Source organism: Acetobacter senegalensis (genome assembly GCF_001580995.1).
GTDB classification, from domain to species: domain Bacteria; phylum Pseudomonadota; class Alphaproteobacteria; order Acetobacterales; family Acetobacteraceae; genus Acetobacter; species Acetobacter senegalensis.
Map to the genome: position 1 here is coordinate 24,537 of NZ_LHZU01000133.1, position 23,527 is coordinate 48,063.

At 54.8% G+C, this 23,527-nt stretch carries 24 protein-coding genes; 16 read left to right on the forward strand and 8 right to left on the reverse strand.

Features of this window, described 5'->3' with window-relative positions:
- Nucleotides 1-6 precede the first annotated feature (6 nt).
- Nucleotides 7-795 carry a TatD family hydrolase gene (locus tag AD948_RS09805; RefSeq protein WP_061471794.1) on the forward strand — a complete coding sequence of 263 codons (789 nt, stop codon included), beginning with the start codon at nucleotides 7-9 and terminating at the stop codon, nucleotides 793-795.
- A 20-nt stretch (nucleotides 796-815) separates the two neighbouring features.
- Nucleotides 816-1,646, forward strand: a complete 831-nt coding sequence (locus AD948_RS09810) for an MBL fold metallo-hydrolase (protein WP_061471733.1) — start codon at nucleotides 816-818, stop codon at nucleotides 1,644-1,646.
- A gap of 85 nt (nucleotides 1,647-1,731) precedes the next feature.
- Here the strand turns inward: AD948_RS09810 and AD948_RS09815 are convergent, their stop codons facing one another.
- Both AD948_RS09815 and pdxH read right to left on the reverse strand, forming a co-directional pair.
- Complete coding sequence (locus AD948_RS09815) at nucleotides 1,732-2,610, reverse strand: universal stress protein (protein ID WP_006557606.1); 879 nt, start codon at nucleotides 2,608-2,610, stop codon at nucleotides 1,732-1,734.
- 47 nt (nucleotides 2,611-2,657) lie between these two features.
- Entirely contained in the window at nucleotides 2,658-3,260 is a 603-nt protein-coding gene (pdxH, locus tag AD948_RS09820; RefSeq protein WP_211264468.1) for a pyridoxamine 5'-phosphate oxidase, read from the reverse strand.
- 310 nt (nucleotides 3,261-3,570) lie between these two features.
- Here pdxH and fabI point away from each other — a divergent pair, with 310 nt between their 5' ends.
- A complete protein-coding gene (gene fabI / locus AD948_RS09825) occupies nucleotides 3,571-4,410 on the forward strand; it encodes an enoyl-ACP reductase FabI (protein WP_006557604.1) in 840 nt (279 codons plus the stop codon).
- An 8-nt stretch (nucleotides 4,411-4,418) separates the two neighbouring features.
- Nucleotides 4,419-5,489 carry a chorismate synthase gene (gene aroC, locus AD948_RS09830; protein WP_006557603.1) on the forward strand — a complete coding sequence of 357 codons (1,071 nt, stop codon included), beginning with the start codon at nucleotides 4,419-4,421 and terminating at the stop codon, nucleotides 5,487-5,489.
- Here the strand turns inward: aroC and AD948_RS09835 are convergent, their stop codons facing one another.
- Nucleotides 5,490-5,921, reverse strand: a complete 432-nt coding sequence (locus AD948_RS09835) for an OsmC family protein (RefSeq protein ID WP_061471737.1) — start codon at nucleotides 5,919-5,921, stop codon at nucleotides 5,490-5,492. It lies immediately after the preceding gene.
- A gap of 260 nt (nucleotides 5,922-6,181) precedes the next feature.
- Here AD948_RS09835 and AD948_RS09840 point away from each other — a divergent pair, with 260 nt between their 5' ends.
- On the forward strand, nucleotides 6,182-7,681 hold the full coding sequence (locus AD948_RS09840; RefSeq protein WP_276325359.1) for a malate:quinone oxidoreductase: 1,500 nt from the start codon (nucleotides 6,182-6,184) through the stop codon (nucleotides 7,679-7,681).
- A gap of 559 nt (nucleotides 7,682-8,240) precedes the next feature.
- Here the strand turns inward: AD948_RS09840 and AD948_RS09845 are convergent.
- From AD948_RS09845 to AD948_RS09865, 5 genes are all read right to left on the reverse strand, one after another.
- Entirely contained in the window at nucleotides 8,241-8,771 is a 531-nt protein-coding gene (locus tag AD948_RS09845) for a 6-pyruvoyl trahydropterin synthase family protein (protein ID WP_061471739.1), read from the reverse strand.
- Entirely contained in the window at nucleotides 8,764-9,492 is a 729-nt protein-coding gene (gene queC, locus AD948_RS09850; RefSeq protein ID WP_061471741.1) for a 7-cyano-7-deazaguanine synthase QueC, read from the reverse strand. Before queC ends, AD948_RS09845 begins: the two co-directional genes overlap by 8 nt.
- 3 nt (nucleotides 9,493-9,495) lie before the next feature.
- Nucleotides 9,496-10,140: a 7-carboxy-7-deazaguanine synthase gene (gene queE, locus AD948_RS09855; protein ID WP_058988957.1), complete on the reverse strand. Its 645-nt coding sequence runs from the start codon at nucleotides 10,138-10,140 to the stop codon at nucleotides 9,496-9,498.
- A 23-nt stretch (nucleotides 10,141-10,163) separates the two neighbouring features.
- Nucleotides 10,164-11,198 (reverse strand): biotin synthase BioB, encoded by a 1,035-nt coding sequence (gene bioB / locus AD948_RS09860; RefSeq protein ID WP_061471743.1) that lies wholly within the window; start codon nucleotides 11,196-11,198, stop codon nucleotides 10,164-10,166.
- Between the two features lie 497 nt (nucleotides 11,199-11,695).
- Nucleotides 11,696-12,469, reverse strand: coding sequence for an SDR family oxidoreductase (locus AD948_RS09865; RefSeq protein ID WP_061471744.1), 774 nt, complete (start codon nucleotides 12,467-12,469; stop codon nucleotides 11,696-11,698).
- Between the two features lie 140 nt (nucleotides 12,470-12,609).
- On the opposite strand from AD948_RS09865, the gene AD948_RS09870 reads away from it, so the two are divergent.
- From AD948_RS09870 to AD948_RS09925, 11 genes are all read left to right on the forward strand, one after another.
- The gene (locus AD948_RS09870; protein ID WP_061471746.1) at nucleotides 12,610-13,533 is read left to right on the forward strand and encodes a LysR family transcriptional regulator; all 924 of its coding nucleotides are present in this window, start codon (nucleotides 12,610-12,612) and stop codon (nucleotides 13,531-13,533) included.
- A 103-nt stretch (nucleotides 13,534-13,636) separates the two neighbouring features.
- Nucleotides 13,637-13,924, forward strand: coding sequence for a putative hemolysin (locus AD948_RS09875; RefSeq protein ID WP_050942277.1), 288 nt, complete (start codon nucleotides 13,637-13,639; stop codon nucleotides 13,922-13,924).
- A 551-nt stretch (nucleotides 13,925-14,475) separates the two neighbouring features.
- Complete coding sequence (locus tag AD948_RS09885; protein ID WP_061471797.1) at nucleotides 14,476-15,162, forward strand: phosphoadenylyl-sulfate reductase; 687 nt, start codon at nucleotides 14,476-14,478, stop codon at nucleotides 15,160-15,162.
- Between the two features lie 63 nt (nucleotides 15,163-15,225).
- Nucleotides 15,226-16,020, forward strand: coding sequence for a sulfate adenylyltransferase subunit CysD (cysD, locus tag AD948_RS09890; protein ID WP_006557924.1), 795 nt, complete (start codon nucleotides 15,226-15,228; stop codon nucleotides 16,018-16,020).
- 26 nt (nucleotides 16,021-16,046) lie between these two features.
- Nucleotides 16,047-17,927, forward strand: coding sequence for an adenylyl-sulfate kinase (gene cysC, locus AD948_RS09895; RefSeq protein WP_061471750.1), 1,881 nt, complete (start codon nucleotides 16,047-16,049; stop codon nucleotides 17,925-17,927).
- Nucleotides 17,928-18,119: 192 nt separating this feature from the next.
- Nucleotides 18,120-18,971, forward strand: a complete 852-nt coding sequence (cysT, locus tag AD948_RS09900) for a sulfate ABC transporter permease subunit CysT (RefSeq protein WP_061471752.1) — start codon at nucleotides 18,120-18,122, stop codon at nucleotides 18,969-18,971.
- Nucleotides 18,953-19,771 carry a sulfate ABC transporter permease gene (locus AD948_RS09905; protein ID WP_061471754.1) on the forward strand — a complete coding sequence of 273 codons (819 nt, stop codon included), beginning with the start codon at nucleotides 18,953-18,955 and terminating at the stop codon, nucleotides 19,769-19,771. The genes cysT and AD948_RS09905 overlap by 19 nt, the downstream gene beginning before the upstream one ends.
- Complete coding sequence (locus AD948_RS09910; protein ID WP_061471756.1) at nucleotides 19,768-20,835, forward strand: sulfate/molybdate ABC transporter ATP-binding protein; 1,068 nt, start codon at nucleotides 19,768-19,770, stop codon at nucleotides 20,833-20,835. Before AD948_RS09905 ends, AD948_RS09910 begins: the two co-directional genes overlap by 4 nt.
- 146 nt (nucleotides 20,836-20,981) lie before the next feature.
- Nucleotides 20,982-21,326 carry a DUF2849 domain-containing protein gene (locus AD948_RS09915; RefSeq protein ID WP_061471759.1) on the forward strand — a complete coding sequence of 115 codons (345 nt, stop codon included), beginning with the start codon at nucleotides 20,982-20,984 and terminating at the stop codon, nucleotides 21,324-21,326.
- Between the two features lie 31 nt (nucleotides 21,327-21,357).
- The gene (locus tag AD948_RS09920) at nucleotides 21,358-23,052 is read left to right on the forward strand and encodes a nitrite/sulfite reductase (protein WP_061471761.1); all 1,695 of its coding nucleotides are present in this window, start codon (nucleotides 21,358-21,360) and stop codon (nucleotides 23,050-23,052) included.
- Nucleotides 23,039-23,527 carry a DUF934 domain-containing protein gene (locus AD948_RS09925; RefSeq protein WP_006557916.1) on the forward strand — a complete coding sequence of 163 codons (489 nt, stop codon included), beginning with the start codon at nucleotides 23,039-23,041 and terminating at the stop codon, nucleotides 23,525-23,527. The genes AD948_RS09920 and AD948_RS09925 overlap by 14 nt, the downstream gene beginning before the upstream one ends.

Sequence of the window (23,527 nt, forward strand, 5' to 3'; positions counted from 1 at the left end):
TCGACCATGGCAGGACTGATCGATTCTCATTGCCATCTGGATCACTTCACGGCGGAAGAAATTCCCGTGCTTCTGGCAGCAGCCAAGGAAGCGAACGTGAGTGGCATGGTCACCATCGGTACGCGTCTGGCACGAGCTGACCAGCAAAAAGCACTGACACAGTTCAGCACGCCTGACGTGCGCGTGTGGTGCAGTGTGGGCACGCATCCAGACCATGTTGAGGAAGAGCCCGTGCCCTCCGTGCAGGCGATTGTGGCATGTGCAGATGCCCCGGAAGTAATCGGGATCGGCGAGAGTGGTCTGGATTATTTCCATGGGGAAGAAAGCGTGCGCCCCCTTCAGCAGGAGAGCTTTCGGCAGCATATTGGGGCGGCCCGCGAGTTGAATGTGCCGATCATCATCCACGCGCGCCAGGCGGATGAGGATATTGCGCAGATCCTCCGGGAAGAAACAGAGGTTGGGGCATTCCCTATTCTGCTGCACTGTTTTGCTTCCAGCGCCGCACTGGCCCAGTGTGTTGTCGATCTGGGAGGATATGTCAGTTTCTCCGGTATTTCGACGTTTCCGAAATGCGGTGAGTTCCGTGAGGTAGCCCGTACCCTGCCGGCTGACAGGATTCTGGTGGAAACAGATTCTCCTTATCTGGCTCCTGTGCCGCGGCGGGGTAAAAAGAATGAGCCCGCGTATGTGGCCTATACCGCAGCCTGTATTGCAGAGGTTCGGGGTCAGGAAATGGCCGACTTCACGCGCATGACCACTGAAAATTTTTATCGGCTGTTCCGTAAGGCGGCATGAGTGGGGAGAGGCCGGGAGAAATGAAGGTCACCATTCTGGGGTGTGGCGGCTCGGCTGGTGTGCCGATGCTGGGAGGAGAAGATGGGCACGGCATCTGGGGGCGCTGTGACCCAGCGGAGCCGAAAAACCGTCGCTCCCGTGCCTCTATTTTCCTGGAGATGGGAAACGGCGAAAATATACTGGTGGACACCAGCCCGGATATCCGGGCTCAGCTTCTGACAAACGGCATCAAGGCTTTTCGTTCCATTTTTTATACCCACGCTCACGCAGACCATATCGCGGGGCTGGACGAAGTACGTGGGATCAATCGTATTATCCGGCAGCCAATCAAGGCTTATGGCGCGGCTTCGGTGCTTGATGAAATCCAGACGCGGTTTGATTACGTCTTCAAACCATGGACATCACCTGAATTTTTTCGTGCGGTTGTTGAGGCCTGTCCTGTTCCAGAGCAGGGACAGTTTGAAATGGCAGGCTATCTTTTTACCGTATTTCAGCAGGTTCATGGCCGTATCCATTCCAGCGGATTGCGGTGTGGAAATTTTGCCTACAGCACGGATGTGGTTGAGCTCGGTCCGGAATCTCTGGCTGCCTTGGCCGGGGTTGAGACGTGGATTGTCGATTGCTTCCAGCAAAAACCCCACAGCGCTCACGCATGGCTGGAACGGGTTGTAGAATGGCAGGATATCCTTCAACCGCGGCGAACCATTCTAACCCATATGGGAACGGATATGGACTGGCGTTGGATGAAAAATAATCTGCCAGATACCATGGAGCCAGCATGGGATGGTATGACCCTGAGCGTGGATGAGCCTGCGCCCATTTCCGCGCGAGCGTCTGTTTCCTGCTCCTGAACTATGGCCGCTTTTCTCTCTTTTTCCTGCCTCTCGTCCATCCCGTAAAAGGGAGGGAACGAGACGCAGTATTATGCTCGCCGGGTTAGCGGCTCATCAGAACGGTGAGGTCCGCATGTTCCAGAACATGACGGGTTACGCCGCCCAGAATAAGCTGGCGCAGGCGGGAATGGGAATACGCGCCCATGGCCAGCATGTCCGCATCGAAATCCTTGCAGGCGGCCAGAAGCCCTTTGCCAACATCCCGATCTACCGGGTTGAAGGCAACCGCATCTGCCTTGATACCATGGAAAGACAGGTAATCCAGCACATCCCGCGCTTTGGGGCCGCGGCGCTGATAATCCTCACAATGCAGCACACGTACAGCGTCCGCGGTCAGTGCCCAGGCCAATGCTCCGCGCAGTGCCGAGGAAGATTCCGCAGTGCCATTCCAGCCGATACAGACCCGTTTGATAAGGCCCTGCGGTGGAGTGCGCGGCGCGATGACAACGGGGCGCCCGCTGTCAAACAGGACGGCATGCAGGGTTTCGGAGGAAGAAACTTCTTCTCCTGAATCCGGGTGAGGGACCAGCGTAAAGTCAGAAAGCCGTGCGTGGGCCGGCACGATCTCACTTTCCGCGCCGGAGAGAATATTGAAGCTCATGCTTGGCTCATCCCATGGGAAGGGAGAGCGTGGCGGCACAACCTGAATATCCGGATGGGTGGCGGCAAACTGCTCAAAAAGCTGGTGCACTTCGTGCGCGTGGCGAGCGCTTTCATGCTCTGCGGAGCGCATCAGGTCTTCCACCATGGCGCCTGAAAGTCCTTCGCCTGCCATAGGCGCAATGTCTCGTCCGTCTGGACGGACATGCAGCACGGCAAGGTGCGCCCCAAACCGGCGGGCAAAATTATAACCGCGTATCAGAGCCGCTTCACCATTTGAGATGCTGGGCAAGGGAAGCAGTATTTTTCTAACGTCTTTCATTCTTTTTATGTCCCCATCTCTCATTCAACGCTGTCATAAAACGGCTGTTAAGGATACAGCCGGGTTACATTCCATTCATTTCCATCGGGTGTCCATCTGGCCCGATCATGCAGCCGGTAAGGGCGCTCTTGCCAAAACTCAAACGCAGCAGGGGCCACTCGGTACCCGGACCAGTTGACCGGACGCGGAATATCACCCTCTCCATACTGTTCTTCAGCCGCTTTCAGGCGTGCTTCAAAAATGGAACGGTCAGCCAAGGGGCGGGACTGGTCAGAGGCAATGGCCCCCAGCCGTGATATCCTGCTTCGACTCGCAAAATAAGCATCGGCTTCCTCGGGTGTTACCGATGTGACCGTTCCTTCAATCCGGATCTGTCGCCGCAGACTCTTCCAATGGAACAGCAAGGCAACATTAGGGTCTGCGGCCAGTTCCTCGCCCTTGCGGCTGTGCTGGTTGGTGTAAAAAACGAAACCACGCCGATCCATGCCCTTCAGGAGAACGATACGTGCGGAGGGATGGCCATTGGGCGTGCTGGTGGCCAACACCATGGCGTTGGGGTCAGAGGGCTCGGTTTTTTCGGCTTCTTTCATCCATGCGGAAAAGAGCTCAAATGGGTCTGCGTTCAGATCGATAAGTGTCTGTTCGGTCATGCTGTCCTCTTTGTCTCGCATCGGATAGTCAAAGGGTGCGAGCCCGTTTCTGTTTTCATACTGCTAATGGGGGAGGGTGAGGAGAGGCGATTACTGCCAGCGGTCTGCTTTTCTTGAGAAACCAGGGAAATGCGGTTGAGTAGAGTGCCCAACAGTTTTCATTTTCCCTGTGTAATCAGCAGGTATGTGGCAGACGGGCAGGTTTTCAGCCAAAGGACGAACGCAAGGTCTTGTTTAGTCCGTGCGGGTATGCGACCACCCGACTTAAAGTTCTTGCACATTCGTAAACAGATAGGTCGAGGTTTGCAGCATGTCGTCTCATGACACCACATTGCCCGCAAAGGGTACGCTGATGCAGGGTAAAAAAGGGTTGGTCATGGGGGTGGCCAATGATCGTTCCATCGCATGGGGAATTGCCAGCGCAGTGGCAGCACAGGGCGGGGAAATGGCCTTTACCTATCAGGGTGAAGCTCTGGGCAAGCGCGTGACACCTCTGGCCGAAAGCATTGGCGCATCCCTGGTGCTGCCATGCGATGTGACTGATGATGCAGCTATTGATGCCGTATTCACAAAGCTTGAACAGGAATGGGGTGAGCTGGATTTTGTGGTGCACGCTATTGGCTGGGCAGATAAAAAATATCTGCGTGGCCGGTATGTGGACACCCCGCGGGATGCGTTTCTGACGGCGCTGGATATCTCCTGCTATTCCTTCACCGCCGTTGCACAGCGTGCAGCGCGTCTGATGAAAAATGGCGGTTCTCTGCTTACCCTGAGCTATCTGGGGGCCGAGCGTGTGATGCCACATTACAACGTGATGGGTGTCGCAAAGGCGGCTCTTGAGGCCTCCGTGCGTTATATGGCGGCTGATCTGGGCAAGGATGCCATTCGGGTAAACGCCATTTCTGCTGGCCCAATCAAGACCCTTGCTGCCAGTGGTATTGGTGATTTCCGTTATATCCTCAAATGGAACCAGTATAACGCGCCGCTGGAACGCAATGTGGCTCTTGAAGAAGTGGGGGGAGCCGGGCTCTACATGCTTTCAGACCTTTCTTCCGGCGTGACGGGTGAAGTTCATCATGTGGATAGTGGCTACCACATGGTGGGCATGAAAAATCCGACCGCACCTGATATTTCCGTCGCTGGGGACTAAGTAAAACCGTGTCCTACAACACCTTTGGCCAGATGTTTCGTGTTACCACATGGGGGGAAAGCCATGGACCGGCCATTGGCTGTGTCGTGGATGGCTGCCCGCCGCGTCTGGCGCTGACAGAAGCTGATATCCAGCCTTTTCTGGACCGTCGGCGGCCGGGGCAATCCGCCTTTACCACCCAGCGGCGTGAGCCCGATGCGGTGCGTATTCTGTCTGGCGTGTTTGAAGGGCAGACCACAGGTACCCCTATTTCCCTGCTGATTGAAAATACGGATCAGCGGTCACGGGATTATGGTGATATTGCCCAGACCTACCGCCCCGGTCATGCAGATCTGACCTATGATCTGAAATACGGTATTCGTGACTATCGCGGAGGGGGACGGTCCTCCGCGCGTGAAACAGCCTGCCGTGTGGCGGCCGGAGCAATCGCCCGGCGTCTTCTGGGGGATGATATTCGTGTGCGCGGCGCGCTGGTTCAGCTTGGTCCGCACAAAATTGACCGGAGCCGGTGGGACTGGGAGGAGGTGGAGCGTAACCCCTTTTTCTGCCCCGATGCTGCGGTTGTTCCGGAATGGGAAGAATACCTTTCCGGTATCCGTAAAGCCGGTCTTTCCATTGGGGCGGTGATTGAAGTCGTCGCTGAAAACGTGCCAGCAGGTCTGGGAGCTCCTGTTTACGGGAAACTGGATTCAGACCTTGCTGCGGCACTGATGAGTATTAACGCCGTTAAGGGAGTGGAAATTGGTGACGGCTTTGCCGCCGCTGCCCTGACTGGTGTGGAAAATGCTGATCCGCTTTTCATGGAAAACGGGAAAGTGGCGTTTGGGGCTAATCATGCAGGCGGCATTCTGGGAGGCATTTCCAGCGGGCAGCCGATAGTGGCGCGGTTTGCAGTCAAGCCCACCAGTTCCATGCTGACCCCAGTTCCTTCCATCACGCGTGATGGACAGGAAAAAGACGTCATCACCAAAGGGCGGCATGATCCCTGTGTGGGTATTCGTGCTGTGCCGGTTGGAGAAGCGATGATGGCCTGCGTATTGGCAGACCATCTTTTGCGGCACCGAGGCCAGATCGGCTGATCAGGCGACCAGTGTCGCATCCAGCGTAATTGTTGCTTTGAACAGTTTGGAGACAGGGCAGCCTGTCTTGGCTTTGTTAGCCAGTTCTTCAAACTGTTCCTTGGATGCACCAGGAACGTCAGCCTTGAGTGTCAGGGCAATGGCGTCAATTTCAAAACCGTCAGCCGCTTTATTCAGGCTGACCTCGGCCTTTGTGTCGATGGATTTCGCCGTAAGCCCCGCGTCACCCAGAAGAAGGGAAAGCGCCATGGAGAAGCAGGCAGCGTGGGCCGCGCCCAGTAATTCTTCCGGATTGGTGCCGGGTTTGCCTTCAAAGCGTGTATTAAAGCCATAAGGCTGCTGGTTCAAAGCCTGACTTTCTGTAGAAACTGTGCCTTTGCCTTCCTTGATGGGACCTTCCCAATGGGCAGTGCCGAATTTCTTGATCGCCATATCATCTTCCTTTGCAATACGCGTTGACGGGTCGCGGTGTGAACGTGCGCAATACGCGGGGGTTCAGTGCAATGCTGCTCCGCTCTCGCAGAGATGAGAAGATGTTTGCAGTGAAGGTGTGGCATATGACTCTCCCATAGGTGCGGCTCCGTCTGCCTCTGCACTTGCGTCATGGCAGGAAGCGCTGCATTCGGAAATGCTTTCCGGCACTGTTCTTTTTGTGCGGACAAAACAGGACAGGGCTGACCAATTCGGAGACCATGATGAGTTCCACCACGACCGATACCTCTTCTTCCGTTGATGTCGTCCTGATTGGTGGAGGCGTAATGAGCGCCACGCTCGGGGCTTTTCTTAGACAGCTTCAGCCAGACTGGAGTATTAGTATTTTTGAACGCCTGGATAACGTGGCGGAAGAAAGCTCGGATGCCTGGAACAATGCGGGCACCGGCCATTCCGCGTTGTGCGAACTCAATTACACCCCGCAGCAGGCTGACGGCAGCGTGGATATCAGCAAGGCTGTTGCCGTTAACGAATCCTTTCAGATTTCCCGTCAGTTCTGGGCGTATCTGGTAGAGCAGGGGATTATTGCTACCCCACGTGACTTCATTACGCCCGTGCCGCATATGAGCTTTGTATGGGGCGATGCGAATGTCAGCTTTCTGAAGAAGCGGTATGAAGCCCTGAGTGCGCATCCGTTGTTTGAAGGCATGGAATATTCGGAAGACCCCGCGCAGATGGCGCAGTGGATGCCGTTGGCCATGAAAAATAGGCCCGCTGGCCAGAAACTGGCTGTAACCCGGAGCCTGAACGGCACGGATGTGAATTTTGGAGCCTTGACGCGCCTGCTGTTCGGATATTTGGCCAGCACTCCAGCCTGCACATTGCATACCAAACACGAAGTTCAGGATATCAAACAGGGGAAGGATGGACGCTGGCGTGTTCAGGTTCAGGATTTACGCCTGAACACACAACGTACCGTCAGCGCCAAGTTCGTATTTATTGGCGGCGGTGGTGGCGCGCTTCCTCTGCTCCAGAAGACGGGTATTCCGGAATCCCGTGGTGTTGGTGGCTTCCCGGTCAGCGGGCAGTTTCTGCGTTGCAAGAACCCGGATATCATCGCCCAGCATCATGCAAAGGTATATGGCAAGGCCTCAGTCGGGGCTCCGCCCATGTCTGTCCCGCATCTTGATACCCGGATGATCAATGGTCAGCGGGCACTCCTGTTTGGGCCCTATGCAGGGTTCTCCACCCGTTTCCTGAAAAACGGATCTTTGCTGGATCTGCCCCTGTCCATAAAATCCAACAATATCGGTGCCATACTGGCCGTGGCGAAGGATAATTGGCCGCTGACTAAATATTTGATCCAGCAGGTTTTGCAGTCTAATAGTGAACGTATAAACGCCCTGAGGGATTTTGTGCCTGAAGCCCGGTCTGAAGACTGGGAACTGGTGACAGCAGGCCAGCGTGTGCAGATCATCAAGAAAGACGCCACAAAGGGTGGGGTGCTGCAGTTCGGCACCGAAGTTATTGCCAGTCAGGATGGTTCCGTTGCGGCATTGCTGGGCGCTTCTCCCGGTGCATCCACTGCGGCGCCCATTATGTTGACGGTGCTGAAAAAATGCTTTGCAGACAAGTTGCCGGAATGGGATGCCAAGCTGAAGGAAATCATTCCGTCTTTCGGGCAGAAGCTGGCCGATAATCCCGAACTGTGCACTCAGCTTCGCGATAAAACCACCACAGTCCTGAATCTGAAAGAATAGAGAACAGCCAAAATGTCTGGGTCACCTGCTAACAGAGCCCAGACTAATTTTTAGCTGACAAAGAATGGAATAGGTTCAGGGGTATCTATCCGGAGGGATCGAAAGCCCCTCCTTTTCCGATTATATCGAAAGTGCAACCTATTGATATTTCTAGTGATAGAAAAGTTCAGATAGGGTTTTTCGAACCAGCCGCCCCCGTATATGAGACCATATGGGTAAAAAGAGGGTTTCTTGGCTGGTTTTCAGTCCGGCAAACGAGCCAGCTTTGAATTTCCAAAATCCTCGGCAAAGAGGATGGCGTGGAACGGGGTCCGGCTGGGTTACCCTGTCTTGAGAATGCCTCTGACAGATGAGAGGCTATTTGAGAAAGCCTGTCCGAGCCCGCTGGACTGGAACGGCTTTTTTGAGGTCACGCGCGTGGGAGTATTGTCCTGAGTGCTAAGCGTTGGGTCTTAAAGTCTATCTTTTTAGCCTCGGAAATTCCTCGCTAACTCTCTGCAGCTTATTGTTCGCGCAGCCTCGAAGACAGACAGCGCAGCAAATTCTGTTGACGCTGGTTTCAGGTTGCGTCCGAAATACTCATGTCAGCCCGCTGCCACCAGCATTCAGCCGGAGGGCGGATCATGGGAATGATTTCGTCGGGATTCCCGCTGAATGTGACCGTGTTTGTCGGGGTTTCCTGTAAGGAGAGCTCCGTGCAGCGGAGCATATCTCCTTCTGCCCGCAGAAAGGCGTTGATCTTCGCCATCATCAGGCAGACCATTAGTTCCGTGGTGGGGTCGCCAGGCGTTACCACAATGCGGCGTGCACGCTCCGGTTCATGGGCCTGAAACCACCCCAGAAGCGGGTCATCTTCTGCCAGTTGCAAAGCATGATCCAGTTTTTCGTCTACAAAACGGTGCCAAGTGCTTTTGGCTTTCTGGAACGAAACAGGCATATTGCCTTTGCCATCCAGACGGGTCTGGTGGGTAGGGGATAATTTTACAGTTACGAATTCATTATGCCCATGAGGCAGAGCACAGGACTCGCTGGCACCATGAATAAGCCGGTGGCCCATGGAAAAGCGGCGGGTAAAAACCAGATCAGGCATGAGCCTTCTCCGCTTCATAGTCTTCCCATCCCGCACGGCGGAGATCACAGGCTGGGCATTTTCCGCAGCCATGGCCCCACGCGTGGAGCGCTGTGCGTTCTCCAAGATAACAGGTATGGCTTTCACGGTTAATCAGGGTGACAAGATCATCGCCCCCCAGTTCCTCAGCCAGTTTCCATGTTTCAGCCTTGTTGATCCACATCAACGGGGTGTGCAACACGTAGCGCGCATCCATCCCCAGATTCAGGGCTACCTGAACGGCTTTTATGGTGTCATCCCGGCAATCCGGATAGCCGGAATAGTCGGTTTCACATACCCCGGTGACAATATGCCGGATGCCGCGCCGGGCTGCGAGGGCCGCGGCAAAGGTCAGAAAGATGATGTTCCGGCCCGGCACAAAGGTGTTGGGCAGGCCCCCTTCAGCCATAGCGATTTCAGCATCGCGGGTCAGTGCTGTTTCCGAGATATCGCCAAGCGCGCCGAGGGCCAGAGTGTGATCCATGCCCAAACGTTCAGCCCAAACCGGATTTTGAGCCCGCATGCCTTCACGCAGTGCTTCGCGGCATTCCAGTTCCACCGCATGGCGCTGGCCATAATCAAACCCCATGGTTTCCACACGGCCGAAGCGGGCCAGCGCCCACGCCAGACAGGTTGCGGAATCCTGTCCGCCAGAAAACAGAACAAGAGCTGATTCTTTTTGAGCGTTGAGAGGGAAGGCCATGGATCAGGGAATACCGGTCAGCTTGTGGGTCTGAAGAGAAAGACCCCATTTGGGGTGCGCCATACAGTAGCGAATGGCAGCCTGTATATTGGCGCTTTGCTCTGGCCCGTCCATGGGTTGAAGCCAGAAATGTGAGAAGTCGAGATTTTCCAGCGTAGCGGGATCAAGTCCCGATTGCGGGAAAACCAGCTTGAGCTCAGTTCCGTGCTGCTGTTCAAGCGGTGCGCCGGCTTTGGGGCTGATGCACAGCCAGTCTATCCCGTCAGGTGCTGCGACAGTGCCATTGCTTTCAACTGCGATCTTAAAGCCTCGTTGGTGCATGGCATCAATCAAAGGGGTATCAAGCTGGAGGAGGGGTTCTCCTCCCGTAAAGACTACCAACCCTGGTACGGAACGTGAAACAGGTTTGTCAGGCCACAGGCTCGCAATCGCATCTGCCAGGGCATCAGCGTTTTCAAATTTCCCACCGCCGGAACCATCGGTGCCAATGAAGTCCGTATCGCAGAACTGGCACGTGGCCTTGGCGCGATCTTCCTCACGCCCGGTCCACAGATTGCACCCGGTAAAGCGGCAGAACACGGCCGCACGACCAGCCTGTCCTCCTTCTCCCTGAAGGGTGAGGAACATTTCCTTTACGGAGTAAGTCATTGTTTTAAAAGGTCAGGTGCAGCTCAGGCCTGAACTGCGTCCAGACCAATCCCTGTTGTGTGCATACCCAGGCGATCAAGCAGAACCCGATCACGCTGAGCCTGCGGGTTGGGAGTGGTCAGTAGCCGTTCCCCATAAAAAATGGAGTTGGCTCCCGCCAGGAAACAGAGGGTTTGCGTTTCATCGCTCATGTTTTCACGGCCCGCAGCAAGACGAACGCGGCTTTTGGGCATGGTGATGCGCGCTGCGGCAATCATGCGCACAAAGTCGAGCGGATCAATCTCTTCGGCTTCGCCCAGCGGAGTACCTTTTACGCGCACCAGCAGATTGATGGGCACGCTTTCAGGATGGGTGGGGAGGGTAGCAAGCGCGGCAATCAGGCCAGCCCGATCCGTCTCGTTTTCGCCCATGCCAACAATACCACCGCAACAGACATTGATGCCGGCATCACGCACATGGGACAGCGTATCCAAGCGATCCTGATAAGTGCGGGTGCTGATAATCTCACCGTAAAATTCGGGGGAGGTGTCCAGATTGTGGTTGTAGTAATCCAGCCCCGCATCCTTGAGTTTTCCGGCTTGCGCGGAATCCAGCATGCCGAGAGTGACGCACGTTTCCAGCCCCAGATCCTTGACACCTTCCACCATGGCACAGACGGTTTCCAGATCATGCTCTTTGGGGGAACGCCATGCGGCCCCCATGCAGAAGCGGCTTGCCCCGGCATCACGCGCCTTGCGGGCTTCTGCCAATACGGTTTCCACAGCCATCAGGCGATCGGCTTTAACGCTTTTTTCATGCCGCGCACTCTGCGGGCAATAAGCGCAATCTTCCGGACAGCCGCCAGTCTTGATGGAAAGAAGGGTGGAAATCTGGATATCTGTCGGGTCAAAACTGGCCCGGTGAATAGTCTGGGCCCGGAACATAAGTTCAGGGAATGGCAGCTCCAGCAGAGCCTGAATGTCAGCTACTGTCCAGTCATGACGAATATCAACGCCAGTTACGCCGGACGCAGACATGGCGGAGGAGGGACGGGAAACAGGAGAAGAACCATCGGGCATGTGAGAAACCGGATTTTTTATGATATAAAGATAACATCATATCTGCTTTGCAGCCTGAACGCCAGCGTGAGTCATTCTGAGGGAGACGGGATTTCTTCCAATTAAGAAGGTGTCTCGAAAAATCAGTATGGTCGGACTACTGAGAAGCTTGTGGCGGAACACACCGGATTGTTGTCCCGCTGGTCACATCGTGCTTTCAGATCGGTTTTTTGGGTCTAAAAAAAATCTTTGCCCATCCTCACATGCTGCTGGTTCAAACGGCGTTTGAAATAGCGGATTCAAATGCCGAGCAAGTTGGCCTGCTGGGCTGTTGGAGGTAGCCGACACGGGCTTTTAGGGGGCTTGGCTCGTATATCGCTTCAAAACTGGGCTGTTTCAGTCACTAAAACCCAGAGGCCGATTTCTGGATCGGTCTTCCTGATATCTCTATGAAAAAGCCAACCCCGAGAAGAAGGCTTTTGGGAGACAAAAACCTTCTTCCTGCAAGCGGTGTGGGTTTATTTTGTTGTGTAACCGCCGTTAACCAGAATGGTCTGTCCCGTCATCCACCATCCATCAGAAACCAGCGTGCGAACAAACGGCACGACATCTTCAATATCCGTCAGGCCGGTTTTGCTGAAAGGCGAAAGGGCCGCGGCGGATTTGTGATAGGCTACAGCGTCAGGCGCTTCCTGCCCGTAGAAAAACGGCGTATCCATGGGGCCAGGCCCAATGGCGTTTACGGAAATGCCACGTGCGCCAAATTCCTTGGACGCAGCACGGGTAAAGTGCTCCACCGAGGATTTTGAGCCTGCATAGGTAGAGTAAAAGGGCGTGTAGGCACCCAGAAGAGACGTCACAAGCGTGACGATCTTGCCGTTGTCCTTCAGGTGAAGGCCTGCTTCTTTCAGGAAGAAATAGGCAGCCTTCGTGTTGACGGCAAACATCTCGTCAAATTCAGCCTCAGTTGTCTCCGCAATCGGTTTTTTGAGAACTTTGCCAACGGTGTTGATAGCGATATCGGGCTTGCCAATCGCGGCAATAGTATCCGCAAACAGCTTTGTTGTTGCGGCTGCCGTTGTGAGATCTGCCTGAAATGCTACGGCTTTGACGCCTGTCTGCGTTAACGTTGTCAGCGTTTTGTCAGCATCGGCTTTTGTGGCGGCACTATTATAATGAATAGCAATGGCGCCTACACCATGGGCAGCCAGATCATGTGCAATCAAGGCACCAAGATTTTTGGCGCCTCCGGTGATGAGAACTGTTTTTCCGCGAAGAGAATGGTCAACCATAATGTATCTCCTGTTTTGTGCATGAGTGACAGCCACAAGACTGAGGGCAATAATATTGGTCGGCATTAGGCGAATAAATTTGTAATTTTCGACAACATATGTCGTAAAAACAGGACAATCATCGAGTTCTGGAGAAGGGTATGGATCGGATTGATCTGTTCCGGATTTTTACGCGCGTTGTGGAGACAGGAAGCTTCTCAAAGGCGGCAGATTTTCTGGGAATGCCCCGCTCCAGTGTCTCCACAGCCATTCAGATGCTGGAGCAACGGGTAGGGGTTCGGTTGCTGGCACGGACGACGCGTTCGGTTTCCGCCACGCCTGACGGACAGGCCTTTTACGACCAGTGTGTAAGGCTGATCGTGGAGGTGGAGGATGTGGAAAATCTGTTCAGGCAGAATCACGTCAGCCCGCGTGGGTTATTGCGGGTCAACATGCCGGGGCGGATAGGGCGGCTTGTTGTGGCGCCTGCATTGCCTGAATTTCTTGATCGCTATCCGGATATCGATATTGAACTGGGCGTAACGGATCGGCCCATCAATCTGGTTGAAGATGGTGTGGATTGTGTTCTGCGTGTTGGGCCTTTGCAGGATTCCAGCCTGATCGCCCGTAAAATTGCGGAACTTCCGTTGGTGAATGTGGCCAGTCCTGCTTATCTGGCGCGGTATGGCTGCCCGATGGTGCCCGAAGATCTGATTCATCATAAAGAAGTGCATTATGCTTCTCCCGGCACCGGGCGCATGGAGGCATGGGAATGGGTGGACGAAGTTCACGGACTGCACAGACACGAAATGGCTGGGCGGGTAACAGTGAACAGTGCCGAAGCGTTGATTGCGTGCTGTCTGGCTGGCTTGGGCCTGATACAGGTGCCAGCCTATGATGTTAAGGCAGATTTGCAGGCGGGACGTCTGGTTGAAGTTTTGCCTGATTATCAGGCAGAGACCTTGCCGCTGGCACTGGTTTATCCTCACAGAAAACATCTTTCCCGCCGGATTCAGGTTTTTGCAGACTGGGTTGTCGATGTGTTGTCCCGGCATGGGGTTGAGAACAGGCATGACAAGTCTTGAATTTTAGGGCAACAACACGCGATACGGGTCGGAATAGGAGCGGGGGAAGAGACCTGCTTTTGGCCGTACCATTCTGTAAGAAATTGAACAGGATAATCAGGTCATGAAGCAGATTTTCCAACGTACAATGCAGGCAGCGCTGATGGTGAGCACGCTTGGCATGCTGGCTGGTTGCCAGACACCACACCATGAAGATCGCTCAACACAGCGGGTGCGGCCGTTACGGATGCCTAATCCAGCCACGCTTTATTGCACCAAAAAAGGCGGCACGTTGACCGCCCAGCACGATGACCAGAAAGGGCAGGTAAATTTTTGCCATCTGCCGGACGGAACCGTGATGGAAGAATGGGCACTGTTCCGTCGTGATAATCCGAAGCCGCCAGTTCAGTAATCATTAGGTAGCAGAACAGTCCTGCAGCCATCTGACTTCGGGAGGGAGGATGATGGCAGGGACTGTGCAGAGCCGTGAGGCAAAGACTGTGCCAACCATTAGAGCGTATTTTAAAGCGCACATAAAAATCGCATAAGATATATTATGCCAACTAAATGGTGGCGGAGGTGGATCCCGGTAGCGCTCCCGGCTTTAAATCTATGGTTTTGACTGCCTTTGCTCTGTGTTTGATATTTTCGGTTTCTGGCAGATTTCTCACAAAAACCGTTCTGCCAACCGTTGCTGCGGCTATCCACATCAGCAATGGGATCTATCTGCGGAACAACAGTAAAGGCTGTTTGGGTTGTGGGTGCTCCGTGGCAGGCTAAGGGATATATCACGAAAAAATAATGTGGTTTGTGTGGCGCGAGTTTAAATGTGCCTTGAGCCTTATGTATGGCTTGGATGCAAATTTCGCGTTCATTTTGTGTGGATTGTCCTTGAAGATGCTCGTTTTCGTGTGTAATTGAGGGCGGGCACGGCAATCAATGGCTTTTTTGGAAAGTGCTTTTATGTCTGTTGAACCACAGGTTCTCTCCATGCTGCGTGCAGAGGAAGATGACCCTGTCAAACTTTTGCGGTCAGCCTTTCGGCTTCTCAAAGACAGAATTGCGGTTCTCTCTTCCTTCGGTGCGGAATCTGCGTTGCTTCTTGCGCTTGTGGCGGAAGCAGCGCCTGATATGCCTGTGCTGTTTCTGGAAACAGGAAAACATTTTCCCGAAACGCTGGCTTACCGTACCGAGTTGGCTCGCTTTTTGGGGCTGACTAATGTGCAGGACATAAAGCCTCAGAAAGCGGCGCTTGAAGCGCGAGACCCCACCGGAGAATTGTGGGCGTTTGACCCGGATGCTTGCTGTCAGTTGCGCAAGGTCGAACCGCTTGATGCGGCCTCCCTGCCCTATGCTGTGTTGGTGACGGGCCGAAAGCGCGGTCAGGCGTCCACCCGCGCGGCACTACCTGTTGTTGAGGAAAAAGCCGATGGGCAGGTGCGGCTTAATCCTCTTGCAGCTTGGACGGGTGCAGAAATCACTGAGGAAATGGCACGGCGCGGCTTACCGCCTCATCCTTTGGTCGCCCAAGGTTATCCTTCCATTGGTTGTGCACCCTGCACGCATCCCGTGGGCGCAGGCCAAGATGCGCGTGCAGGACGCTGGGCCGGACTTTCTAAAACGGAATGCGGCATCCATACGGCAGGTTGATGCGCCTTTTTCCACCACTCCAGGTTCACATCTATTTTTCTAGAAACGGGTTTTGATCGTAACATGGACCATCTTGATCAGCTTGAGGCGCAAAGCGTCTTTATTCTTCGGGAAGCCTATCGCAAGCTTCGCCCCCTGGCCATGTTGTGGTCTCTGGGCAAGGATTCCAATGTTATGGTCTGGCTTGCCAAAAAGGCGTTTCTTGGGCGTGTGCCGTTTCCTGTCATGCATGTGGATACGGGCAAAAAATTTCCGGAAATGTATGCGTTCCGTGATGAATACGCCAAGAAATGGGATCTGGATCTGCTTTTGGGCACCTGCCCGCCTGTAGAAGACATGGACCCTTCTTTGCCGCCGGCCGCGCGTTCCGCTGCTCGTAAAACGGCTGGCCTTGCTGCGATGATTGAAAAGCATCATCTGCAGGGCGTGATTGCTGGAATTCGGCGTGATGAACAGGGCACGCGTGCCAAGGAACGTGTGTTCAGTCCGCGCGGTGCCAGCCATAAATGGGATATCCGCAACCAGCCTCCCGAATTCTGGGACCAGTATGCCACCCCGCATGAAGAAGGGATGCATATCCGCGTCCATCCTCTGCTTTCATGGCGTGAGATTGATATCTGGCGCTACATTGAACGCGAAGGCATTCCGCTGGTTGATCTGTATTTTGCCAAAGACGGCAAGCGCTATCGTTCTCTGGGCGATCAGGACATTACAAATCCGGTGGAAAGTAACGCAGCCACGGTTGCTGAAGTTATCGCCGAGCTTGAAACCACCCGCACATCTGAGCGCGCAGGCCGTGCCATGGACCATGAGTCCGAAGATGCCTTTGAACGGCTTCGTGTTGCCGGTTATCTCTGATCTTTAGTGCGGACTGGAATTTCATCATGAGCCAAAACGTTATTTCGTCTCAGGACGCGGCAACTCCTATTGTTATTGTGGGGCATGTTGACCACGGAAAATCGACCCTGATCGGCCGGTTGCTTCACGACACGGACAACCTTCAGGAAGGTAAGGTTGCCCAGATTATTGAGTCATCCAAAAAGCGCGGCCTGAAGATCGAGTGGAGCTTCCTGCTCGACTCTCTTCAGATTGAGCGTGACCAGGGTGTGACAGTTGATTCGACGCGCATTCCCTTCCTGCTGGGTGGGCGGGAATTTGTGATTGTGGATGCGCCCGGACACCGTCAGTTCCTGCGCAACATGATTACGGGTGCCGCAGATGCAGAAGCCGCCGTTCTGGTGGTGGATGCTGCTGAAGGCGCGCGTGAGCAAACCCGTCGTCACGCCATGTTGCTGCATCTTATTGGAATCCGGCATGTCATCGTGCTGCTGAACAAGGTCGATCTGCTTGATTTTGACCAGAAGAAGATTGAAGCAGTTGAACAGTCTGTTTCTGAACTTCTTGGCAAGCTTGATCTGGAAGCCGCGCTGTTCGTGCCTGCTTCTGCTCGTGACGGCGATAATATCGCCTCCCGTTCCGAGCGTATGCCGTGGTATGATGGACCGACACTGACAGAGGCTCTGGCACAGGTTCCCTCACCTGCGTCACGTGCCAATCTGCCGCTACGTCTGCCGGTGCAGGACGTATATCGCTTTAACGACAAGCGCTATGTGGCCGGGCGTATCGAGCGTGGGCGTGTGCGCGTTGGTGATACGGTTATTATCGGAACGCAGAAGACCCCTGCGCGCATTGCATCCATTGAAAGCTGGCATACTGCACCGCAGGTTGCTGCTGTGGCGGGGCAGTCCATTGCTGTTACGCTGGAGCCGGATGTTATTCCAGACCGTGGCGATCTCCTCCATCTGCAGGAAGAACCGCCGGTTGAGGCGTCCCGTATTCGGACGCGTTTGTTCTGGCTGCGTCAGGAGCCTCTCCGGGTTGGGGAAAGCTTCAAGCTGCGTTTGGCTACGGCAGAGCATGCTGTAACGGTTACGTCCATTGATTCCGTTCTGAATCTGGAAGATCTGACCGAACAGCCGGGTGAAGAAGTTCCCGCCGAAGGCTTCGCGGAAATCACGCTTTCTGCCTCGGAAAACGTGCAGTTTGATCCGTTTGTGCCGGGCACCGCAGATGGGCGCGGCGTGTTGGTTGACCGTCAGCAACGTATTGTTGGTGGGGCACCGTTGATTGGTCCGGCTGCAATTGCGGCGGGTGAAAAAGTCATTCATCCAAGTGCCAGCACTGTTACCCTGCAGGACCGCGAACGGATCAAAGGGCATCGGGGTGCCGTGTTCTGGCTGACAGGGCTTTCGGGTGCCGGAAAAAGCACGTTGGCGCGCGGTGCGGAAGCTGCATTGTTTGCCGCCGGGCTGGATGTGACGGTGCTGGATGGGGATACGCTGCGCACAGGCCTGTGCAAGGATCTGGGGTTCTCGGAAGTGGACCGGACCGAAAACGTGAGGCGCGCGGCTGAAGTCGCCCGTATTCTGCGGGATGCTGGACAGGTTGTACTGGTCGCCCTGATTTCTCCTTTGCAGTCTGATCGGGCTCTTGCCCGGCAGATCATTGGGGAAGGTTTTGAAGAAGTCTTTGTGGACGCTGATCTCTCCACGTGTGAACAGCGTGACCCTAAAGGACTGTATGCAGCAGCACGGTCTGGAAAGATCAGCGGTTTCACGGGGATTGATGCTCCCTATGAAGCACCTCAGGCTCCTGCCCTTCATCTGAAGACGGCCTCAGGCAGCGCGGAAAATGTTATAAAAACGCTTGCGTCTTTCGTGAAAGACGCCACGGCGTTATCAGGTGCAGCACGCGCGCGTTCCTGATCGAGTTTGTAAGACTTTTCCGCTTGAAACCCGGTTTCTGGCCTTTTCAGGAACCGGGTTTGGTGTGCGTTGAGGAAAGTGACATGGCTAATGTTTCGCCTCACCTGCTCCAGTGTTTGGCGCAGATCAAATGCTGCGATGTGAGCGTGCCAGTAGGGCCAGAGGCCCGTTCCTTGAAGTGCCATTGACGTGATGAGGCAGACTTTTCTCACTTTTTTGCGGGGTGGTGATTCCGCCCTGCCCGGTTATCGGCTTTCCCTCGCGGCAACGCTGTTGTGGACCGGTTTTTTTATTGTCCTGCCGTTATGCGCACTTGCGATCCGTCCTTGGCAGGATGGCATGGGTGCCGTGGTGGGCGCTCTGCATGATACCCGCATGTTTGCCGCTCTCTGGACCAGTTTTTCCTCTGCGGCCTTGGCGGCGCTGTTCAACCTTCCGATTGGACTATTGCTTGCCTGGGCGTTGGTTCGGGGAGATCTGCCGGGGCGTAGAGTTGCTGATGCTTTGGTCGATTTGCCACTGGCGCTTCCTACGGCTGTATCCGGTATTACGTTGGCTACCCTTTACGGTCCGCAAGGTTGGCTTGGCGCCCCTTTAGCCAAGCTCGGTATCGTGGTGGCCTACAGTCGGCCCGGTATTGTTCTGGCTCTTATGTTCGTAGGACTGCCTTTTGTGGTTCGTACAGTTGAACCTGTGTTGAAAAATCTTCCACGTGATCTGGAAGAAGCTGCGGTGCTGTTGGGCGCACGGCCCTGGCAGATTGTTCTCAGGGTGATTCTGGCGCCACTGCTTCCAGCCTTGATTACAGGGTTCGGGTTGGCGTTCGCTCGCGGCGTTGGAGAATATGGCTCCGTGATTTTTATTGCAGGCAACCAGCCTTTCCGGAGTGAAATCGCCCCCCTTCTGGTGGTGGTCAGGTTACAGGAGTTTGATTATCCCGGTGCAACAGCGATTGCCCTTGTTCTGTTGCTGACATCTCTGGCAGCCCTTGCTCTTGTGGGTGTGGTGCGGCGGAAGTTTTCTGCATGGGGAGATGCCGCGTGAAAACTTACATTCTGTGGGTGGTCTCATGGGCTGTCATAGCCATTGTTTTGCTGATGCCCCCGGCCGTTGTGGTAAGCGAAGCCCTGAAAAACGGGATAGGCCCAGCCCTTGAAACATTGAAAGATCCGGATGGTATTGCGGCTATCTGGTTGACGCTGGAAGTCAGTGTTGTTTCCGTGGCGGTCAACACGCTGTTTGGTGTGCTCGCGGCATGGTTGCTGACAAAATATCTCTTTCCGGGGCGTTCTGCCCTACTCGTCCTGGTGGAGCTTCCGCTCAGCATTTCTCCTGTGGTTTCCGGTCTGGTGTGGTTATTGCTGTTTGGAGCGCAAGGCTGGTGGGGACAGGCTCTTGAGCAGGCGGGTATTCACGTTGCCTTTGCCGTACCGGGCATCATGCTGGCGACTTTGTTCGTGACGCTTCCATATGTGGTTCGCACTCTGGTGCCATTGATGGAGCAGCAGGGGCGTGATGCTGAGGAGGCCGCGATGCTGGCCGGAGCCGGATTCTGGCAAATTCTGTGGCGCGTTACTCTGCCGGGTGCTCGGGTGGCTCTATTTTCAGGTATTTTGCTGACAACAGCGCGTGCCATGGGGGAGTTTGGCGCAGTCTCAGTTGTTTCCGGGCATATCCCCGGTCTGACCGAGACCATGCCGTTGCATATTGAAAGTCTTTATAATGGGTACCAGACTGTGGCGGCTTTCACCATGGCAACGCTTCTTGCTGCTATGGCGATGAGCGCGGTTCTGCTGCGTTCCGTGCCGGAATGGATCACCCGCTGGCGGGAAAAACAGGCATGAGCGTCTTAATCCAGAATCTGGTGCGGTGTGCTCCGGGTACACGCAAGCGGCTGCTCAATGATGTTTCTCTGGATGTACCAACTGGCGCTTTTGTTGCGTTGGTGGGGCCATCCGGCGCAGGCAAAACAACATTGTTACGCGCGATTGCGGGCCTTGATACGTGTGAAAGTGGTTCCCTGCTTCTGGATGGCCAGAAGGTGGAGAACATGCAGGACAGAGCCCGCAAGATCGGCTTTGTTTTCCAGAATTACGCCCTGTTTCCCCATATGACGGTGGCCCGCAACATCAGTTTCGGGCTTGACGTTCAGCCACGGGCCATGCGGCCATCACAAGGCGAGATTGCCGCCCGCGTGCAGGAATTGCTGGATTTGATGCAGTTGCCCGATATGGGCAAGGCTTACCCTGCCCGGCTTTCTGGCGGACAACGGCAACGTGTTGCCTTGGCGCGTGCGTTGGCGACCGGGCCTGGTCTGCTGCTGCTTGATGAGCCATTTGGGGCGCTTGATCCAATTGTCAGGCGCACCATTCGCTCGTGGTTACGCTCCCTGCATGATCGGCTGGGTCTGACCACCATTCTGGTGACGCATGATCAGGAAGAAGCGCTTGAAGTGGCGGACCGGATCGTGGTGATGCAACAGGGTTCCATCATGCAGGATGCCAGCCCGGAAGAGTTGGACAAGGAACCGGCAACCGCGTTTGTGATGGAGTTTCTGGGAGAATCCGCTACCTTCCGTGGTGTCGTGCAGGATGGGTGGTTCACGCCGGAAGAAGACGGAGTTCTGCCGTTTGCAGTCGCTGCCGAGATCGCTCCAGGTCCGGCTGATGCTATGATCCGACCTTTTGAAATTACGATCGCATCTGCCGATCTTGTGCAGGGCCAGACTGTGCCCATTTCTTCCCAAGGAGTGAGAAATGGCTACCGGCATTATCTGGCTCGATTGAAAGATCGCACCATCGCTGTGCATATTCCCGATTATACGGGAGAAAATGTGCTTTCAGAGAGCTATGGTGTTCTCGACATCAGCCGTGCGCGCCTGTTTCGGGATGGAAAAAGATACAGCTAGTGCCAAGGATGTGTGAATTATCCAGATAAGGTATGCGTTTGGGCGAGAGTGGTCGATAACCATCGTTCAAAAGCGTGTTATCTTGATAATCTCCACCATTATGTGTAAAATTTGCCCACTTGGGTCGTTCGAGAAAGGTGCCTCTCATGGACCGCAGAAATAACCGCCGGGACGCAGAAGGTTCCAGCGTGATTACCGCCAATCGTTTGCTTGACGGTCGTATTGTCTGGTTGGCGGCCGATGGAGAATGGTCCCCTTTCATTCGGCACGCTCATGTCTATTCAAATGCGGACATTGAGGATGCCCTGAAGCAGCAGATAGCAAGCGCGCAGGATAATGAACTGGTTGGTGTCTACGGCGTGCAGGTCACTGTTACGGCCAGTGGGCCGGTGCCCATCACCAGCCGTGAACGCATTCGGGCTGGCGGCCCCAGCGTGCATCCAGACTTTACGCCTGAATGGCAGGAGCATCCTGCCGTTTCTCCCGCCTGATCCGCGACGTTAACCAAGGTCTCTTTTTATCATGTCTCACGCCCCTCATTCTCCCTTGCCTGTCGGGCATTATGCCTATGATGAGGTTGACCGCACGTTTCTCAAGCAGCGTGTGGCTCAGTTTCGGGATCAGGTGGAACGGCGCATTTCCGGTGCGTTGACAGAGGAAGAATTCAAGCCGCTTCGTCTCATGAACGGGCTGTATCTTCAATTGCACGCCTATATGCTCCGTGTGGCTATTCCCTATGGTATTCTCAATTCCGGGCAGATGCGTGCTCTTGCCCAGATCGCCCAGAGATATGACCGTGATTACGGCCATTTCACCACGCGGCAGAATATTCAGTTTAACTGGATCAGGCTGGAAGATACCCCGGATATCCTAGCACTTCTGGCCGATGCGGATATGCATGCCATTCAAACCAGTGGCAACTGCATCCGGAACGTGACGGCAGATCAGTTTGCCGGCGCGGCTGCTGATGAAGTGCTCGACCCAAGAGTGCATGCGGAAATTTTGCGGCAATGGTCCACTCTGCATCCGGAATTCACGTTTCTGCCACGTAAATTCAAGATTGCAATTTCTGGCAGCCCGCAGGATCGGGTGGCGGCACGCTTTCACGATATTGGGTTGATGGCCCGCAACGGTGAAAACGGCCGACCGGTATTTGAGGTCTATGTTGGTGGCGGTTTGGGGCGGACACCGATTGTCGGTGTAAAGCTGCGTGACGATCTGCCTGAAGAAGATCTGATTGCTTATCTGGAAGCTATTCTGCGCGTTTATAACGAATTTGGCCGACGCGATAACATCTATAAGGCCCGCATCAAGATTCTGGTGCAGGCCTTGGGTGTGGATGAGTTCCGGGATCGTGTGAACGCAGAATTTGTTGCCATGGATCGGGCGCGCTACCGGCTTGATGAGAGGATTGTGGCGGCTATTCGGGCCCGGTTTGGCGTGCCTGATTTTGATCCGGCGGGTCAGGCTGCGGAAAAGCTTGCCCAGCAGCGTAAAGCGGATCGGGCGTTTGATTTCTGGGTACGCACCAATACGCACGCGCATAAACAGCCGGGATATGTTTCGGTAACAATTTCCTGCAAGCCTGCAGGCGGAATTCCCGGAGACGTGACATCCTCGCAGATGAATCTGCTAGCGGATCTGGCGGATCAACTGAGCTTTGGTGAGTTGCGGATCACCCATCTGCAGAACGTTGTTCTGGGGCATGTGCGGCAGGACAAGCTTTATGGCTTGTGGCAGACGCTTGAGCAGAATGGGCTGGGCACGGCGAATGTCGGGTTTATTACCGATATCGTGGCCTGCCCTGGCCTTGATTACTGCGCTCTGGCCAATGCGCGCTCCATTCCTATTGCGCAAAAACTGAGCGAACGCTTTGCAAGCCCTGATCTACAGCGGGAAATCGGCCCTCTGCGATTGAATATCTCCGGGTGCATCAATGCCTGCGGGCATCATCATGCCGGGCATATTGGCATTCTTGGGGTGGATAAACGGGGTGAGGAAGCCTTCCAGATCACACTGGGAGGAGCTGCGGATCAGGATACGGTTTCAATTGGCCAGATTATCGGGGCAGCCATGTCCGAAGATGAAACGGTTGATGCAATCGCCCGGATCATTGATACGTATCTTGCCAGAAGGACGGCGGGTGAGCAGTTTATTGAAACGTGCCGCCGTTTAGGCACAGCACCATTCAAGGACGCCGCGTATGCCACTGCTTGAGAACGGCCAAATTAAAGACGATAACTGGCAGATTGCCATTGAAGGCGAGAGCCTGCCTTCAGGTGATGTGTTGGTGCCTCTGGCGCGGTTGGCAGAGGGATTGGGCCGGAACGGTGATGGCCGTCTAGGTGTCCTGCTGAACGCAGGAGATCAGGTGGAAGACCTGCGTGTCGCCCTGCCCCGCCTGTCCTGTGTGCAGGTTACGTTCCCGATTTTCCGGGATGGACGCGGGTTTACACAGGCCCGAGCCTTGCGTGAGCACCTGCACTTCAAAGGTGAAATTCGTGCCGGCGGGCATATCCTGCCTGATCAGTATGAATTTCTGCTCCGGTGTGGCGTCAATAGCGTTGTTGTGCCGGAAGGCGTGGATGCTTCTGTATGGCAGAAAGCGCACGAGGCTTTTACCGTCGCCTATCAACCTGCTGTTCTGAACGAACAACCGGAAGGTTTTGCCTTCAGGAGGAAGTTGCTTTAG

Bases quoted from the DNA above. Each gene is read 5' to 3' on its own strand.
- AD948_RS09805 (WP_061471794.1), top strand. From the start codon at position 7: ATGGCAGGACTGATCGATTCTCATTGCCATCTGGATCACTTCACGGCG.
- AD948_RS09810 (WP_061471733.1), top strand. From the start codon at position 816: ATGAAGGTCACCATTCTGGGGTGTGGCGGCTCGGCTGGTGTGCCGATG.
- AD948_RS09815 (WP_006557606.1), bottom strand. From the start codon at position 2,610: ATGAAAGACGTTAGAAAAATACTGCTTCCCTTGCCCAGCATCTCAAAT.
- pdxH (WP_211264468.1), bottom strand. From the start codon at position 3,260: ATGACCGAACAGACACTTATCGATCTGAACGCAGACCCATTTGAGCTC.
- fabI (WP_006557604.1), top strand. From the start codon at position 3,571: ATGTCGTCTCATGACACCACATTGCCCGCAAAGGGTACGCTGATGCAG.
- AD948_RS09835 (WP_061471737.1), bottom strand. From the start codon at position 5,921: ATGGCGATCAAGAAATTCGGCACTGCCCATTGGGAAGGTCCCATCAAG.
- AD948_RS09840 (WP_276325359.1), top strand. From the start codon at position 6,182: ATGATGAGTTCCACCACGACCGATACCTCTTCTTCCGTTGATGTCGTC.
- AD948_RS09845 (WP_061471739.1), bottom strand. From the start codon at position 8,771: ATGCCTGATCTGGTTTTTACCCGCCGCTTTTCCATGGGCCACCGGCTT.
- queC (WP_061471741.1), bottom strand. From the start codon at position 9,492: ATGGCCTTCCCTCTCAACGCTCAAAAAGAATCAGCTCTTGTTCTGTTT.
- queE (WP_058988957.1), bottom strand. From the start codon at position 10,140: ATGACTTACTCCGTAAAGGAAATGTTCCTCACCCTTCAGGGAGAAGGA.
- bioB (WP_061471743.1), bottom strand. From the start codon at position 11,198: ATGCCCGATGGTTCTTCTCCTGTTTCCCGTCCCTCCTCCGCCATGTCT.
- AD948_RS09865 (WP_061471744.1), bottom strand. From the start codon at position 12,469: ATGGTTGACCATTCTCTTCGCGGAAAAACAGTTCTCATCACCGGAGGC.
- AD948_RS09870 (WP_061471746.1), top strand. From the start codon at position 12,610: ATGGATCGGATTGATCTGTTCCGGATTTTTACGCGCGTTGTGGAGACA.
- AD948_RS09875 (WP_050942277.1), top strand. From the start codon at position 13,637: ATGAAGCAGATTTTCCAACGTACAATGCAGGCAGCGCTGATGGTGAGC.
- AD948_RS09885 (WP_061471797.1), top strand. From the start codon at position 14,476: ATGTCTGTTGAACCACAGGTTCTCTCCATGCTGCGTGCAGAGGAAGAT.
- cysD (WP_006557924.1), top strand. From the start codon at position 15,226: ATGGACCATCTTGATCAGCTTGAGGCGCAAAGCGTCTTTATTCTTCGG.
- cysC (WP_061471750.1), top strand. From the start codon at position 16,047: ATGAGCCAAAACGTTATTTCGTCTCAGGACGCGGCAACTCCTATTGTT.
- cysT (WP_061471752.1), top strand. From the start codon at position 18,120: ATGAGGCAGACTTTTCTCACTTTTTTGCGGGGTGGTGATTCCGCCCTG.
- AD948_RS09905 (WP_061471754.1), top strand. From the start codon at position 18,953: ATGGGGAGATGCCGCGTGAAAACTTACATTCTGTGGGTGGTCTCATGG.
- AD948_RS09910 (WP_061471756.1), top strand. From the start codon at position 19,768: ATGAGCGTCTTAATCCAGAATCTGGTGCGGTGTGCTCCGGGTACACGC.
- AD948_RS09915 (WP_061471759.1), top strand. From the start codon at position 20,982: ATGGACCGCAGAAATAACCGCCGGGACGCAGAAGGTTCCAGCGTGATT.
- AD948_RS09920 (WP_061471761.1), top strand. From the start codon at position 21,358: ATGTCTCACGCCCCTCATTCTCCCTTGCCTGTCGGGCATTATGCCTAT.
- AD948_RS09925 (WP_006557916.1), top strand. From the start codon at position 23,039: ATGCCACTGCTTGAGAACGGCCAAATTAAAGACGATAACTGGCAGATT.